Consider the following 16,029-nt stretch of genomic DNA (forward strand, 5'->3'; position numbering starts at 1 on the left):
TATGTATTTGCGTATATACATTCTCCGCTGGCAGTTTCTCAGCAGGGCTGACCACATATCTTTACCTAAGCATAATCGTCATTCTAACAGTATATGTGGATAAATATTTCAGATCACGCAAACCAAGAAGGGCTTCCCCAATGTGGAGAAGCCCTCATTATACTAATTATATTGATCTTATATTGATATATGCTTTTTATGCAACGCCTACGCATAACAGCCATCGCCAAGACAATCCTGGCTAATCTTAGCTAAAAAGCCGTCGCGGTACGCAGACCTCTTTGCAGATTTACAGAACTCGATGAATCCAGCCTTCTGGAGCCTCGATTTCTCCCGACTGAATTCCAACCAGAGTTTCACGTAATTTAGTCATCCAGGGACCCATTTTCTCCATTCCGGATGCAAAATTTATATCAGTTCCATGATCATTGATACGTCCTATAGGAGAAATCACGGCTGCCGTTCCGCACAGCCCGCACTCTTTGAACTTTCCCTGACGGACTTCATCAAAGTATACTTCGCGCTGATCAACGGTCATACCAAGATACTTCTCAGCCACATACACCAGACTGCGCCGGGTAATGGAAGGAAGAATGGAATCAGACTGAGGAACAACCAGATGATCATCCTGATCGACAAAGAGAATGTTTGCCCCGCCTGTCTCTTCCACCTTGGTACGTGTACCAGGATCGAGATAAATATTCTCGGCGAATCCTTCCTTATGCGCTTCCACAATGGCGTGAAGGCTCATAGCATAATTCAGACCTGCCTTGATATTACCTGTCCCATGCGGAGCAGCACGGTCATAATCAGATACGCGCACATAAATTGGCTTGGCGCCGCCCTTAAAATACGGCCCAACCGGAGTAACAAAAACGCGGTACTGGTAATTTTCTGCTGGCTGTACGCCAATAACCGGGCTAATTCCAAAGATATAAGGACGAATATAAAGAGTCGCCCCCGTCCCAAAAGGAGGGACCCAGGCTGCATTAGCTTCAACCACCTTATGAATGGAATCTACAAATTGCTCCATTGGCAGAGGCGGTATTTCAATACGCTTCGCTGAATCATACATGCGCTGAGCATTCATATCCGGCCGGAAACATACTATATGACCATCTTTCGTGGTATATGCCTTCAGCCCCTCAAAAACCGATTGCGAATACTGAAGCACACCAGCGCATTCACTCATGGTGATAGTGGCATCATCAATGAGCTGGCCGCCGTCCCATCCTCCGGTTTCTGCCGTATAATTGGCAACATACCGTTTATCAGTCGGCATGTATGCAAAACCGAGATTAGCCCAGTCAAGATTTTTCTTTTCCATGGTTGCCACCTCTTTCACATTGTGAATTATAATTATTATGTTTAGCTCTCAGAGCCATACCACAGTTAGTGGTTATGTTTATTATAGACGCGACATAGTCATCTTTTTTTGAAAAAACAGATAATTCACAGGACCAGTCTCACATAACGGACAAATGCCCTAATTTTTAGCAAACTAAACCGTCAAAAGGAAATTCACAAGGACTATCAATAAAGGAGTATGAAGGAGTATGAAGGATTATAAGAGGCTATAAACCAAAGGGAATTATAAGAGACTATAAAGGATCACCAAGGCATAAATCTACAAAGGCATACTATAAAGGTACTATAAAAAGCCTCCTATGGAGCACAATCAAAGAACTGACAGCAAGGCGTCAACCTGTTCCGGCTGGCTTGCCTAGGAAGTGACGAACCGTATAACCATCTGATCCTTGTTGTAATGTTCCCAAACACTGAAGCGGATGGTCTGAGCTAACTCCCGCGCCTTTTGCCTATCCATCACCACGAATTGCTGATTCGTGGGTGAATCAAAAAAAGCCTGTACCCCTTGTCAAGAAAGCCTTGCTTCATTTTCTGCGCCATACGATCAGCATGACGGCTAATATGAAAGTAAAGATCGTCCGTAAAAAGCTGGTCAAACATCAACCCAAGCAGGCGGCCTTTTGCCAGTAAGGCCCCATGCTGCTTGACTCTGGTATCAAAGTGAGCTGGCCTATTTTTCTTAGTAAAAACGACTGCCTCTCCACATAAAGCCCCTATCTTAGTGCCTCCAATGTAGAAAACATCGCATAAGCGAGCAATATCTTCCAGGGTAAGATCGGCCTGATCACTCGCCAAACCATAGCCCAGGCGTGCTCCATCAATATATAGACTAATATCAAAACGATCGCAGACAGAACGCAGCTCTTCCAATTCAGCTTTGCTGTAGATTGTCCCATACTCGGTGGGATATGAGATAAAAAGCATCTGTGGGAAAACCATATGCTCGTGATTTACATCCCTGTAAAAATTTTCAAGGTACGTGGATACATCCCGGGGGTCAACTTTGCCCTCAACGCTGGGCAGGGAGGACTTTGTGCCCGGAAAACTCAATCGCTCCGGCTTCATGCATATTAATATGCGCCGTCTCTGCTGCCAGCACTCCTCCGAAATCATCCAACATGGTATCAATAACTACCTGGTTAGTTTGCGTTCCTCCCACAAGAAAAGTAATCTCCGCCTCAGGAAGGCCGGTTGCTTTCCTGATTTTGTCAATCGCACTCTTAGTAAAAGAGTCAGCCCCATACCCCGGTTCTTGGATCATATTTGTCTGGGCCAATTTCTCCAAAATCTTGGGATGCGCCCCTTCTGAATAATCATTCTCAAACGAAATCATTGTTTTTCTTTCCGATTTGTTGCTGCGTTTTAACTTTTATTAGTTTTATTCCTCATTGTAAAAAGCATAGAGACTAAATTGTATTTTTATCGATTACTTGTTACTTTATTTCTTCTTTTTCGGCTTCGTCAGTCAGATCTCTACAACGAAATTATACAAAATGTGTGGAAAGAACCAGAATAGAATAAAAATTACTAAGAATCATATAAGGATTATATAAAGAAAGAAATAAGCACAGCATTCTACTTATCTACCCCTCACCCAACTGCATAGTAAAAAAATCAAAATGGCTTAATTTAGCGTTTTTCCATTTTTCCCTTTGCAGTTGGGTGAGGGGTAGATAAGTAGCAAACAAACATAGAGAATATTCTGATGCTATTCCGAATGCATTCTGCATGCAGATTCATGGATTACTTTGAATCAACTGATGAAACGAGACAATTTGCACGAAGCATCAGGGATTGTTGGGAGACCATTGAGAGGCATTGAGGGGCTGTTGAGGGGCATCGAAGGCCATGGCATAAGCACCGACAACCGTATTTTGTAAGGTTCAGTAGTCCATTTCAGTCGTTCGTTGTTTCAATTAGTTCATTAATTCACATTAATTCACTAGTTCCTTAATTCACTAATTCAGTAGGGAAAGAAGACAACCCAGCAACAATGGTGATCCAGGAGGACAGGTAAGACAAAAAGAATACATCGAAATACATCGAAAGAATTCAACGAACAAATAATCCAAAAGAGTAAATCAAAAGAATAAGACGACAAGAGAATAGATCAAAAAAAGGGGAGGTTAACTGGCTTTCCAGTTAACCTCCCCCTCAAGAAGAACTGCATCTACTGCATCTGCCTCACGATCTTCTATTCAAGGAAAAGAAATATCCTCAGGACCGATGGCAAAATGTGCCCTTGCCTCCTTACTCCTCCACTGATCACTCACTCACTGGTCCTGATTCTGAGGAGGCGGCCTGACCAGTTGCTTCAGCAGAATCCGAAGAATCAAAAGAAGAATCAGAAGAAGCGGGAGCAGAATTCACCTCGGCTCCCACCGGAAGCGGTTCCGCAGCCTGGGCTGAATCTCCATCAGTACCATCTCCATCGGGACCGCCAACCTCATAGGGGTGGCTGCTGAAGGTAAATTCGCCAAGAATTCCTTCACCTTCAGCATTCACAACAATCTGCTCATTCTCGCGAATTTTACCCATGAGAATTTCTTCCGAGATGGCATCTTCAATGTCGCGTTGAATAACACGGCGCAAAGGACGAGCTCCCAACAGAGGGTCGAATCCCTTTTCTGCCAGCAAATCCTTGGCAGCATCGGTCAGTTCCATAGACATGTGCCGTTCGAAGAGGCGATCGTTGAGGGCCTTAACATCCAGCTCCACAATCTGCCGAACCTGAGATTCCGTCAGCTGCTTGAAAACAATGATGTCATCCAGACGATTGAGGAACTCCGGACGGAACTGCTCCTTGAGCTCGCTCTGTACCTGATCCTTCATTCGCTGATAACTGGTTTCCGTGTTACCGCCTAGGTTGAAGCCGGTGCTTTGACTCTGGGCAATCTTATTGGTCCCCAGATTTGTCGTCATAATAATGATGGTGTTCTTGAAATCAACCTTGCGGCCCTGCCCATCGGTCAAATGTCCATCATCCAATACCTGCAGCAGGGTATTGAAAATGTCAGGATGAGCTTTTTCAATCTCATCGAAGAGAATAACAGAGAAAGGTTTGCGCCGAACCTTTTCGGTCAGTTCGCCACCCTCTTCATAACCCACATATCCTGGAGGAGCTCCGAAAAGACGAGAGGTTGAGTACTTCTCGCCGAACTCCGACATATCCACCCGGATAAGGGCGTCTTCATCATCAAAGAGATACTCAGCCAAAGCCTTTGCCAACTCTGTCTTTCCAACACCAGTAGGACCAGCGAATATGAAAGAACCGGAAGGACGCTTGGGGTCCTTGAGCCCAACGCGGGCACGGCGAATGGACCGGGACAGGGCTTCAACAGCTTCATCCTGACCAATAACCCGCTTATGAAGTTCGGCCTCCATATTCAACAGCTTCTTGGATTCAGTCTCCGTCAGCTTGAAAACAGGTATTCCGGTAGCCGAAGAAATCACATGAGCAATGGTATCTTCATCAACCACCATGGATACATCAGACTCACCCTCACGCCAGGACTTTTCCTTATCCTTGCGCTCCTGCTCCAGCTTCTCCTGAGCATCACGCAGAGAAGCAGCCTTCTCAAAGTCCTGATCGGCAATAGCCTTATCCTTATCGGCCTTTACTTTTGCAACCTTGACATCCAGCTCCTTTAAAGCACTGGGGGCGGTCAGGCGTTTAATTCTCAGACGTGCGCCGGCCTCATCGATCAGATCGATGGCCTTGTCTGGAAGATTACGGTCCTGAATATACCGGGCAGACAGCTCGGCAGCAGATTGAATGGCAGCATCGGTAATGGTCACATGATGATGATCTTCGTACTTTTTACGCAGACCCTTAAGAATTTCAATGGTTTCAGCGATAGTTGGCTCAGCAACTTGTATGGGCTGGAAACGCCGTTCCAGGGCAGCATCTTTTTCGATGTATTTGCGGTATTCATCGGTAGTGGTTGCACCAATGGTTTGGAGCTCGCCCCTGGCCAGCAAAGGCTTCAGCATATCAGAAGCCCCCATTGCCCCATCAGCAGAGCCAGCCCCTACTATGGTATGGATTTCATCGATGAAGAGAACAATATCGCCACGAGTTTTGATCTCCTTGAAAACCTTCTTCAGACGCTCCTCAAAATCACCACGATAGCGGGAACCAGCAATCATAGAGCCTAGGTCCAAAGCATAAACCTGCTTATCTTTTAAGGTCTCTGGGACATCGCCAGCAACAATTTTCTGAGCCAGACCTTCAACTACAGCAGTCTTCCCCACGCCAGGCTCACCAATCAGGACAGGATTGTTCTTGGTGCGGCGGGAAAGAATAACCATAACCCGTTCAATCTCATTGCTGCGGCCTATCACCGGATCAAGCTTGCCTTCGCGAGCTTCTTCGGTAAGATTGCGGCCAAACTGATCCAACAGAGAGGAACCACTCTTGGCTGACTTATCTGTTATACCGCCGGCATTTGTCATATCATTCTTGGAGGCGTCAGCACTGGTATCGCGGATTGCATCGATTACGCTGGTCCTCAGATCAGCAACATCCACACCCATCTTGACCAGAACCTGAGTTCCCACGCCCTCACCCTCGCGGATAAGGCCCAAAAGAACATGCTCAGTACCAATATAACTGTGCCCCAGCTGCAGAGCTTCCCTCAAAGAAAGCTCCAGCACTTGCCGAGCATGAGGGGTAAAAGGTATATGACCGGTAGGAGCAGCCGATCCTTTGCCGATCATCTCTTCCACTTGCTGTCGGGTAGCATCAAGCTCTACCCCTTTAGAGGCGAGCGCCTTGGCAGCAACGCCCTCACCCTCGCGGATAAGGCCAAGGAGAAGGTGCTCAGTACCAATATAATTGTGTTTGAGCGACCGGGCTTCTTCCTGCGCCAGGACAATAACGCGCCTGGCTCTGTCTGTAAACCGTTCGAACATAAATTATTCCTCTTATTTCCGGTATCTCATGACGAAATATCTACAGTTAACTATACAGATTCTGTCTGACCCATAATCCCAAATCCACCTGAATTCAGCCCATGACGCAAAAGTTGCGCCAAACCGACTCAACTATTGGTTGAAAGGTACAGGACCTTGGCAGAATGGGCAGAGTGGGCAGATTCATGGAACGCCTGGGCGGAAACAATCGAAATGCGCTACACTGTAAGAGTATTAAGTATAAGTTCTTGTGGATGATTCGGGAGACAACGATGGCAAACGAACAAAAAACAGCAGATCTTGTAGTAGGAGTCGATGGTTCACAAGAGTCGTTTGGAGCTCTGCGCTGGGCTTTAACAGAAGCTTCCTTAACTGGACAGAAGGTTAATGCAGTCTATGGATGGACTCAGTCCTGGGACATGGGAGAGCGTCCGCAGACAGATGAAGAATGGGAAAGACTGCATAAAATTATTTCCTTAGAGCTGGATGAATGGGTTGCCAAGGCCAGCGCCGGACTTGACTTTGATCGTTCTCACCTAGAAAAAACTTCCGTCCATGCAGCAGGCTCGACTGCCCTTCTAGAGCTAGGACAGAACGCCCAGCAGATTGTTGTTGGCCGTCGGTCCCTAAGCCGTTTAGCCCGATGGTTTTTAGGATCGATTTCTGATTCCCTCATAGACCAGGCCACTGTTCCCGTGACAGTTGTACGAGGCCAGCATCTGCAGCCAGATCAGACAAAAACACAGGCTCATACGCATACTCAAGAAGCTACAGGGTCCCCATCAATCCTAGTGGGAATTGATGGATCCTCAGTCTCAGGACGGGCTTTGAAATTCGCTGCATCCGAAGCAGCCCGCACTGGTTGTAGCCTGAAAGTTCTCTATTGCTGGAAAATGAAAAGTTTGGGAGAGCTGTCGGACAGAACACACGCCATCCCCAGCAAAGAAGAAGCCCACGACTACGCCAATAAAATTGTCAGGGACATTATTGAGGCAGCTCATTTACCGGCAGACCTGCACGTGGAAGGCCAGGCTGTCCACGCTGAAGCTGTCAAAGGTCTCACCGATGGATCGGCCACAGCCCGCCGTCTTATTGTTGGTTCTCGAGGATTAACAGGCTTGGATGCCTTTGTATTGGGATCGGTCAGTAAACAGTTGATAGACAGCAGTTTATGCCCGCTTACTATCGTTCATTAACTCATCTGGTTCTGCTGATTCCAGAGCAGCCTCGGTTGTGATCTCATCAGACTCTTCCTCTGGGGTCTGCGAAGATTCTTCGATGAGCTCGACCTGCGAGTTTTCATCGCGCTGAGTTTGGGGGATGATTTCGATGCTGTCTACATCATCATCAACTCGGGGCTCCGACTGAACCCAGAGAGGGGTAGGATCAGGTGGCTCAATTTCAGAATGACTGCCGCAGCCATGATCCAAAGAAACAACCCTACCATCGTCTTGGCTCCATTTGTTAGCGCAAACCCCAAACATGGTTCCCAGTTGTCCCTGAAGAGGGATAAAAAAAGCACACGACTGGCAAACATTGCCCCCTGCGGTTTGAGTTGACATGGATTTGGGGCCGTGAGGACCATTATGCCATCTCTTGGCGGTCTCTCCTTTAGCCTGGGCAGTCATCACATGACGGCAGGAGAGCCTGAAAGTATCGACTGCATCAAGAACGTCTTCCCGAGATGTAGTGGATGTCGATTCCGAATCGGAACTCGTTTGCTGCTCACGATCCTGCTGCGGGCTGTGCTCAGGATTTAGGTCACGTTCAGACTCGTTGGCAGGCCGGTCGGTATGGAGGGGGCGGGTTTCAGCTGAAATATCAGTCACTCCCTCCTCTAAGCGCGAATCATCTTCAGCGGTCCCCAACACATCAGTAGGAGACAGATCTTCAGGCAAAATCCTGTCTTTCCAGGGTATCCACTCGGGGGCGAGAAGAGATTCTCCTGTAGGTATCAGAGAAGATTCATCGACTGTCCATCGGTCAGCATCTTGATCGTGATAAACGGTAACAGACCACTGCCAGCCTTCATAGCCGGTAATATGGGAGGCAAAGCGATAATCATACAGGTTTTCCCCCACCAGCTGGGCTGAAACAAAATCACCTACGTCTTCCGGCTCTTCAGCCATTTCTAAAGCAACCTGCCTGGCCAGATCCTCTGCTTCCTGGCTGGGGGTGACGTGACTCGTGTGTACCTGATTTTCTGCCATTATAACCGCACTCTTGGGAAACTAATCCTGAACATCGAAATTATCGGCAACCGCCCTAAGCATAGTTGCCAGCTTATGGGATTCTTTGGTCGAAGGATAGCGGTGCCTGCGCAAACTGTTGCCAGCCGAATCCAGCAGCTTGATAAGGTCCTCCACAATCACAGCCATATCATCAGCCTTGGGCCTGGTTGCTTTGACAACAGAAGGAGCAGGACCAACAACTACCAGATCCATAGCCTGGGGGCCCCGCCGGCTATCGATTCGTGAGAACTCAACCTTGGCTCCCTTGCGCAGTTTACTAATCCCTGCTGGCAGAGCTGTCTTCGGCAGGAAGACATCCTCACCATCATCGCTGGTAATAAAGCCATAACCTTTCTTGGCATCAAACCACCGAATCTTTCCACTAGGCATAGTGCACACCTCATATTCATTTTCCCAAACAATAGCTACCCAAATTCTACCCCACGTTTGAGAGTTTCACTGCTGAGAAGAATTATCCTGTCCTGCTTTATCAGTTTCCCGCTTATCGAATGGCTTGTAAACAATTTGCCTAATCTGCTCTTGCTGGTGCTGTTCCTGCTTTCTGCGCCGTTTTTGCGCCTGGCGATTCTTCCGTGCATCTTCCACTGACGTGTGAGGCTGATCGGAACCAGCAGTATTATCAAGGAACATGCGGGTTTGGGAAGAAGGAATGATGATTGTAAAACTCAGTCCTCCCCCCGGGGTGGTCGTCGCACAGATAAAGCCATGATGGGCCTTAACCACAGCCAAGGCGATGGACATTCCCAGTCCGCTTCCTCCTTTTTGCCTGGCTCTGGAAGGGTCAGTCGTATAGAAACGCTCAAAAATTTTCGTCATCTTTTCAGAATTCACCCCAGGACCGTGATCGCTCACATGAATGATAGCGAATTCACGACCAGAGTTGGTTTTCTTAGCCACAGCGACATCTTCCAGGAAAGCAGCAAGCGTGGAAGAGGAAGGATCATACTTACTCAAATCAGCTGACGAAGTAACAGCTTTGACCAGGGAAACCCCAATTTCTACCGGAGAATCGGCAGGAGTGTAGCGGTGAATATTGCCAATAATATTCGTCACTACCTGTCTGATTCTGGTGGGATCTCCCCCGACGCTTACTTCGGGAACGGTTCCAGGGACAATAGACAGACGTTTTTCTACAGGAACAGCTAAAGTCTGCTGGTGAGTGTCAGCAGAGGAGGCAGTATTTTTTCTAGCGAAACCGCGGGAAAGATTACCATTAAGAGTATGGCTAAGATTATGGCCCCTCCCCCAATTCTGGTTTCTGCCCCTGCTTTTGTCTCCTGTCTTTCCTTTCCCGCCAGCCTTGCCTTTTTCTCCGGTCTTGTTTGTCTTATTAGCACCGGTCTTGTCAATACCCCTTCTGACCGGCTGATAGGACCGGGCGTCCTGGGAAAAGCGAGAATCTTGGGAGGAGCGGGCAGTCCGAGAGAATCTGTCAGCAAAATCAGTCTGGTCGTCATCTGAATTCTCGGGCTCTGCCGAGGCTGATACGCTTGTTCCAGCTGCAACTGCTGCAATTTGCGACAACATGGAAGTTTGGTCTACCGCAACTCGACCCAGGGTGATAGTCCGCTGAGGATCTAAAGCATGAAGATCTTCAGCAGCTTCCTTGATGATCTGATCCAGCCTCATTTTCTGACCCAGATCGATTCCCCTGCCTTCATCCAGACGGGCCAGAGATAAGAGGGCCTCCACCAGACTTGACATACGGGTGGATGAAGTCTCAATATGATCGATGGCTGTATCAGCCCGTTCCAGGGCACCGGGAGTATCCCTCTGCATCTTATAAAGTTCTGCATAGCCATGTATGGCAGCCAAAGGGGTCCTGAGTTCATGGCTGGCGTCAGAGACAAAACGCTTCATCTGTTCAGTTGTTTCTTCCTGTTTCTTGAAGCTTCCTTCGATTCTGGAAAGCATGGCATTGAGAGAAGAAGACAGGGAACCAATTTCTGTGTTAGTCGGAGCGGCAGGAACACGCTGAGACAGATCTCCTGCGGCGATCTGAGCAGCCGTTTTTTCAATGCGTTTCAAGGGTTTCAGCGCCTGACGAATGGACAAAAGAGCCAGGAGGGCACCGCAGATAATAACAGCAACATCAACAATAATGAAGTATCGCACAATCCGGCTGACAGCATCATTGACCCAATAGAGTGATTTGGCAATATAAACCACATACTGAGTCTCGCCGGTGTCAGGATCTGGAATGCTGATTGCCCGTACCAACCAATCCGTTGAAGCACGAACGTAGGCAGCTTGATCATACTTTTTGTTCAGTACCGTAACTCTGGCAGGGACTATTACTGCTTCCCCATCAAGCGGAACCTGGCTGACAATGAAGGAAGACGATGACAAGCGGGGAATGGAGATTAGATTATTGCTGGCAATAGAAGTAAAGGGGGTGGCCAGGATACGATATTGAGCATCCCGAATCTGCATAAAATAATCTGTGGGTCCGTTTGTTCCCTGCGCTTCCAGAAAATCATTCAAGGCCTGCTGGGTCTCTCTCTTGCTGGCAGTCGAATCAGAACTATCCGTACTGTCAGAGAAGCCCTGACGATTGAATATATTTTCTCTCCGGGAAGCCTGCCGCTGAATCAGGGCAACATTTTTTCTCACCGATTCTGCCTCTTGAATCAACTGGGTGTTCGTTTGATCCATAAGAGCAGCATAGACCAGCTGGTGAGCAGCAAAAGTCATAAAAATCCCAGCAATCATGATGATCAGGAAAACCAGAGTGGTTAGCTTTGCTGTCAAAGGGATATAACTGGCGCGGAGCCGATGCTTATCCCGCCAGCGAGAAAAACGGGAAACAGCCTGGGGCTTGTGCCTGGACTGTTTCCCGGACGTTTCTGATGTATGAGTGTCCATTACCGGGCAAAGGTAGCCTGTTCACGGGGAGCACGGATCATATAGCCCATACCGCGCTTGGTCTGAATAATGGGTGCAACTTTTTGCTCATTGCCTTCATCGTCTGTATAAACAACACCATCAATCTTTTTGCGCAGATAGGAAATATAAGATTCAACGATAGCTGCATCTCCGCCCCAGTCATATTGCCAGACATGATCGAGGATCTGAGCCTTGGACAGAACCCTGCCCTCGTTATCCATCAGGTACCGTAGAAGTTTATACTCCGTCGGGCTCAAATCGATCAGCATTCCATGACGGGTAACATCGTGGGAATCCTCGTTAATTTCCAGATCTGCCACACGAATGATAGGATCATCTTCAGCCTGCTCCTTTGTTCGGCGCAGGATTGCACGGATTCTAGCCACAACCTCTTCCAGGCTGAAAGGCTTGGTCACATAATCGTCCCCTCCGACGGTCAGGCCCATGACCTTGTCCTGGGTATCATCGCGAGCGGTCAAAAAGAGAACCGGAGCTTCCATGCCCTGCTGCCGTATGCGTCTGGTAACAGTAAAACCATCGATATCAGGCAGCATAACATCCATGACAATCAAGTCAGGATTAGTCTGCATAATAACATCTATTGCCTCAGTTCCGTTGGTGGCCGTTGTCACATCAAATCCGGAAAAGTGCAGGCTCGCTGATACCAGATCCCGGATGGAAGGCTCATCATCTACCACTACAATGGTTGCTTCAGGTGTTCTAGTCATACCTCTATTCTAACTAATTTCCTGATGGTTAACTGAGAATTACCCTTTTCTTTCGTTATTTTTTCCATGATAAAGCGTGTTTTCCACATTCGACCACATGGGTGTTTTTTCTTCGGCTCTGGTTCTTTTTCTTTTACTATTATCACTGCACGAAGTTTTAAGACAGATGCTTACACAGACCTTTAGCCACAACTTCGGGCACTGTTGTAAGGAAGAACTGTTTATGAGAAAAACTATCGTGCAAACCGGCGGCCATAAGAAAAAATTACTGAATAAAGTAAGTGAATAAAATGACCGCCTGACAAAAACACCAATAGAAAAGAAAAACAAAGGATAAACGAAAGTTAGGAAAACATGGCAACATACAAAGTTGATTCAGACAGGCTCCAATCTGCAGGGGCGGCAGTAAATTCATCAGCTGCTCAGATAAGACAGGCAGTAAGCACCATGTATGCTAATCTGCAGGATCTTCAGTCCAGCTGGCACGGAGCAGCTGCAACAAAATTCACCGGAGTCATGGAACAATGGAGATCTGCTCAGCAACAAATGGAGCAGTCTCTGCAGAGTATTCAGCGATCGATGAGCCGGGCCTCCGCTGCCTATGCCCAGGCAGAAACAGATGCACAGCACCTATTTGCTCAATAATCGTAGGTGATTTTAATAAAGAATTTTCACTAAAGAATAAAAAAGGAAAACACTAAAGGAAAAATACAAAGCGGCGGACCTTGATATGAAGGTCCGCCGCCCAATTAATTCCGGTAAATTCCGGTTAATTCGCTAAGAGGAATTTATAGGAATCTATGAGGAATTTATTTTAGTAGCCCATGTCCGGGTTAGGGGCAGCGGCTGGGGCCGGCGGCTCTGGCTTGTTGGCAACTACAGCCTCAGTGGTCAGGAAGAGACCAGCGATTGAGGCTGCATTCTGCAGGGCAGAACGTGTTACCTTAACAGGATCAGTTACACCAGCGGACAGGAGATCTTCGTACTCACCTGTGGCTGCATTCAGACCGCTTCCAGCAGGCAGGGTGCGAACCTTGTCAATGACTACCTCGCCGGAGAAACCTGCGTTCTGGGCAATCTGCTTGAGAGGAGCTTCAATAGCGCGGAAAACAATATCAGCACCAGTTGCTTCATCACCTTCCAGCTTAACATTCTTCTGAACGTCTGCAGCTGCCTGGACCAGGGCAACACCACCTCCAGGAAGAAGACCTTCTTCGATAGCAGCCTTAGCGTTGCGGACAGCATCCTCAATGCGATGCTTGCGCTCTTTCGCTTCTACCTCGGTAGCTGCTCCTACCTTGATAACAGCAACGCCGCCAGCCAACTTAGCCAAGCGTTCCTGAAGCTTCTCACGATCATAGTCGGAATCAGAATCTTCAATTTCAGAACGAATCTGAGCGACCCGGGCAGCAACATCTTCCTTGGAGCCTGCTCCAGATACGATGGTGGTTTCATCCTTGGAAACAATAACCTTGGAAGCATGTCCGAAGACAGTATCATCGATAGAATCCAGCTTCAGACCCAGCTCATCGGATACAACCTGTGCACCGGTGAGGATTGCCATATCCTGCAGCATAGCCTTGCGGCGATCACCAAAACCAGGAGCCTTGACAGCTACGGTGTTGAAAGTACCGCGAATCTTGTTGAGAACCAGGGTGGGCAGAGCCTCTCCATCAACGTCCTCAGCAACGATCAGCAAAGGCTTGCCTGACTTCATGACCAACTCAGCAATGTGAACAATATCCTGCTGGCTGGAAACCTTGCCGGAAGTCAAAAGAATGTAGGGATCTTCCAGTACTGCTGTCTGCTCATCTGCGTTGGTTACAAAGTAAGGGGAAATATAACCCTTGTCGAAACGCATTCCTTCGGTGAATTCCAAATCTAGACCGAACTTATTGTTGTCTTCAACGGTGACTACACCATCTTGTCCCACCTTGTCCAGAGCTTCGGCAATCTTGTCGCCAACCTCAGGATCCCCGGCAGAAATAGTAGCTGTAGCAGCAATCTGTTCCTTAGTTTCAACAGGCTTAGCGTTAGACAACAGGCGCTCTACAATTGCATCTGAAGCCTTCTCAATGCCGCGGCGCAGGGCAATAGGATTTGAACCTGCTGTCACATTCCTCAGCCCTTCATGGACCAGAGACTGGGCCAAAACCGTAGCAGTAGTCGTTCCATCGCCGGCAACATCGTCTGTCTTCTTGGCAACTTCCTTGACCAGCTCAGCACCAATGCGGGCATAAGGATCTTCCAGATCAATTTCCTTAGCAATGGATACACCATCATTAGTAATGGTGGGAGCTCCATAGGTCTTGTCGAGAACAACATTACGACCGCGAGGCCCCAATGTTACCTTGACGGTATTAGCCAACTCATCCAGGCCTTCAAGCATACCCTGGCGGGCTTCTTCATCATATTTAATAATTTTTGCCATACTATCCTCTTTTGTTATGAACAATGGCTGTACGTCACCACTCGTTCATGACCGTGATTACCCGACCGTCAGCTATCGAATTATCACTCTCATGTTCCGAGTGCTAAAACCGACCTTAGCACTCTCCCTGACCGAGTGCCAACTTTTTTACGAAACGCCTTGAAAAATAAGCTTCCAGCGTGACTGACACATACGGCGCCTTAACAAGCGAACTTCCATTAGAATTCCAATCAGTAAATGATTCTTGAGAATTAAACCAAGTTTGATAATCAGGAGGTATACGACCATACGTTTTTAATGCACAGTAATATTTAATTATTACGCCGCCTTTGTGATCGCTCACAATATACTTTTTATTTGACTTTGTATCGGTAACTTTGAGAGGATCCGCAGAATATTTTGATGTTGGTGACGGACCAAAATTATCCGAAGGCTCAGAAATTCCCATTTCAATGTGCAGTGCACAAGTAAGAGCATGTATTGTTCCCCAACCAGTTTTCCCGTCCTCAGCAGCAGAATTAAAACCATGCTTCTCTTTATAAAGTAGAATTAAGCCATTTTTGCCTTGTTAAAATCATCTGGTCAGCCATAGCACTCCTTTGTTCCCTATAAGTCAATAAGTCATGATTGGTGGGTCGCATCCGTCTGAAGACTCAAAAGTACGTATAGCACAAAAAATAAATCTACTAGCGCTATACAAGACTCTGTTGTCAGGTTAGCGAACGATAACGGCGATAGGGGAAGAAATCGAGGACACCTCCACAACGTTGGATATACCTAGGGTACGGGCAATATCTTCAGCAGTTGCCTTGTTTTCAGGACCTTTATACCAAACAGTTGCTACGGAGGGAAGAGTACTGCGGTTAGCAGGATTTTGAGCGCTGACATTAGAGTAGCCAGCCTGCGTCAGTTTGCTTTGGTTGCTTGCAGCTAATCCTGCTGTATATCCTCCGTTGTAAACAATGACTTGTATGGTTTTATCCACAGTCGGAGAAGAGGAGGAAGATGACGAAGACTGCGAGGGAGATGAAGAAGCCGAAGAAGATGCAGAAGAAGATGACTCGCTTTTCTTTGAAGAAGCCTGGGTGTTAGTCTTCGCCGAAGATTTCGTCTGAGAAGCAGAAGTAGAGATACCTGCCTGGTTATAGGAATTCATCTGGTGACCGCCTATCTTCCCAGTCATCCATGCCCAGAGAAGCAAGGCGCAGCAAACGGCAACCAGAACCACAAGAAGATATGGACGCAGACGAACAGCAAGGCTCTTACGGCCCCGATGCGCTCCCCCAGGAGTCCCTGCCGACCTGGTGAATTCATCCTGGATGGACATATTGTCGCGATTACTGCCGGATGTCATAAATCCTCCTCATCATATATACACAGTGAGTTTATAATGTCTCTGCCAGTGCGGTCCGCATGGCATACTAAATCGCCACAATATGTTTGCAAAAAT

At 47.6% G+C, this 16,029-nt stretch carries 11 protein-coding genes and 1 pseudogene; 2 read left to right on the top strand and 10 right to left on the bottom strand.

Annotation, left to right across the window (positions count from 1 at the left end; genetic code table 11):
• Positions 1-289: 289 nt before the first annotated feature.
• The 3 genes and pseudogenes from SCIP_RS05105 to SCIP_RS05115 all read right to left on the bottom strand — a co-directional run bounded on the left by SCIP_RS05105 (position 290) and on the right by SCIP_RS05115 (position 6,282).
• On the bottom strand, positions 290-1,345 hold the full coding sequence (locus SCIP_RS05105; RefSeq protein WP_231288075.1) for a branched-chain amino acid aminotransferase: 1,056 nt from the start codon (positions 1,343-1,345) through the stop codon (positions 290-292).
• Between the two features lie 378 nt (positions 1,346-1,723).
• A pseudogene (locus SCIP_RS05110) lies at positions 1,724-2,701 on the bottom strand (threonine aldolase family protein).
• Positions 2,702-3,633: 932 nt separating this feature from the next.
• Complete coding sequence (locus tag SCIP_RS05115; RefSeq protein ID WP_006293780.1) at positions 3,634-6,282, bottom strand: ATP-dependent Clp protease ATP-binding subunit; 2,649 nt, start codon at positions 6,280-6,282, stop codon at positions 3,634-3,636.
• Between the two features lie 272 nt (positions 6,283-6,554).
• Here SCIP_RS05115 and SCIP_RS05120 point away from each other — a divergent pair, with 272 nt between their 5' ends.
• Positions 6,555-7,478, top strand: coding sequence for a universal stress protein (locus tag SCIP_RS05120; RefSeq protein ID WP_006293779.1), 924 nt, complete (start codon positions 6,555-6,557; stop codon positions 7,476-7,478).
• Here SCIP_RS05120 and SCIP_RS05125 read toward each other — a convergent pair.
• The 4 genes from SCIP_RS05125 to SCIP_RS05140 form a co-directional block, all read right to left on the bottom strand.
• On the bottom strand, positions 7,452-8,492 hold the full coding sequence (locus tag SCIP_RS05125; RefSeq protein ID WP_006293778.1) for a DUF3027 domain-containing protein: 1,041 nt from the start codon (positions 8,490-8,492) through the stop codon (positions 7,452-7,454). The two genes, SCIP_RS05120 and SCIP_RS05125, sit on opposite strands and share 27 nt — an antisense overlap.
• A gap of 21 nt (positions 8,493-8,513) precedes the next feature.
• Positions 8,514-8,903 (bottom strand): cold-shock protein, encoded by a 390-nt coding sequence (locus SCIP_RS05130; RefSeq protein WP_006293777.1) that lies wholly within the window; start codon positions 8,901-8,903, stop codon positions 8,514-8,516.
• A 66-nt stretch (positions 8,904-8,969) separates the two neighbouring features.
• The gene (locus SCIP_RS08330; protein ID WP_231288073.1) at positions 8,970-11,399 is read right to left on the bottom strand and encodes a HAMP domain-containing sensor histidine kinase; all 2,430 of its coding nucleotides are present in this window, start codon (positions 11,397-11,399) and stop codon (positions 8,970-8,972) included.
• Positions 11,399-12,148 carry a response regulator transcription factor gene (locus SCIP_RS05140; protein ID WP_006293775.1) on the bottom strand — a complete coding sequence of 250 codons (750 nt, stop codon included), beginning with the start codon at positions 12,146-12,148 and terminating at the stop codon, positions 11,399-11,401. Before SCIP_RS05140 ends, SCIP_RS08330 begins: the two co-directional genes overlap by 1 nt.
• 354 nt (positions 12,149-12,502) lie before the next feature.
• Here SCIP_RS05140 and SCIP_RS05145 point away from each other — a divergent pair, with 354 nt between their 5' ends.
• Complete coding sequence (locus SCIP_RS05145) at positions 12,503-12,793, top strand: WXG100 family type VII secretion target (protein WP_006293774.1); 291 nt, start codon at positions 12,503-12,505, stop codon at positions 12,791-12,793.
• 169 nt (positions 12,794-12,962) lie between these two features.
• Here SCIP_RS05145 and groL read toward each other — a convergent pair whose 3' ends face one another.
• The 3 genes from groL to SCIP_RS05155 all read right to left on the bottom strand — a co-directional run bounded on the left by groL (position 12,963) and on the right by SCIP_RS05155 (position 15,933).
• Entirely contained in the window at positions 12,963-14,579 is a 1,617-nt protein-coding gene (gene groL, locus SCIP_RS05150; RefSeq protein ID WP_006293773.1) for a chaperonin GroEL, read from the bottom strand.
• Between the two features lie 115 nt (positions 14,580-14,694).
• Entirely contained in the window at positions 14,695-15,027 is a 333-nt protein-coding gene (locus tag SCIP_RS07960; protein ID WP_144427351.1) for a hypothetical protein, read from the bottom strand.
• Between the two features lie 267 nt (positions 15,028-15,294).
• Entirely contained in the window at positions 15,295-15,933 is a 639-nt protein-coding gene (locus SCIP_RS05155; RefSeq protein ID WP_006293772.1) for a LytR C-terminal domain-containing protein, read from the bottom strand.
• Between the last annotated feature and the right edge of the window lie 96 nt (positions 15,934-16,029).

Origin of the sequence: Scardovia inopinata JCM 12537, from assembly GCF_001042695.1 — a bacterium.
In the GTDB taxonomy this organism is placed as follows: domain Bacteria; phylum Actinomycetota; class Actinomycetes; order Actinomycetales; family Bifidobacteriaceae; genus Scardovia; species Scardovia inopinata.

Coding starts and splice junctions, on each gene's coding strand:
- SCIP_RS05125 (WP_006293778.1), bottom strand. CDS start 8,492: ATGGCAGAAAATCAGGTACACACGAGTCACGTCACCCCCAGCCAGGAA.
- SCIP_RS05115 (WP_006293780.1), bottom strand. CDS start 6,282: ATGTTCGAACGGTTTACAGACAGAGCCAGGCGCGTTATTGTCCTGGCG.
- SCIP_RS05155 (WP_006293772.1), bottom strand. CDS start 15,933: ATGACATCCGGCAGTAATCGCGACAATATGTCCATCCAGGATGAATTC.
- SCIP_RS07960 (WP_144427351.1), bottom strand. CDS start 15,027: ATGGGAATTTCTGAGCCTTCGGATAATTTTGGTCCGTCACCAACATCA.
- SCIP_RS05130 (WP_006293777.1), bottom strand. CDS start 8,903: ATGCCTAGTGGAAAGATTCGGTGGTTTGATGCCAAGAAAGGTTATGGC.
- groL (WP_006293773.1), bottom strand. CDS start 14,579: ATGGCAAAAATTATTAAATATGATGAAGAAGCCCGCCAGGGTATGCTT.
- SCIP_RS05145 (WP_006293774.1), top strand. CDS start 12,503: ATGGCAACATACAAAGTTGATTCAGACAGGCTCCAATCTGCAGGGGCG.
- SCIP_RS05120 (WP_006293779.1), top strand. CDS start 6,555: ATGGCAAACGAACAAAAAACAGCAGATCTTGTAGTAGGAGTCGATGGT.
- SCIP_RS05140 (WP_006293775.1), bottom strand. CDS start 12,148: ATGACTAGAACACCTGAAGCAACCATTGTAGTGGTAGATGATGAGCCT.
- SCIP_RS08330 (WP_231288073.1), bottom strand. CDS start 11,399: ATGGACACTCATACATCAGAAACGTCCGGGAAACAGTCCAGGCACAAG.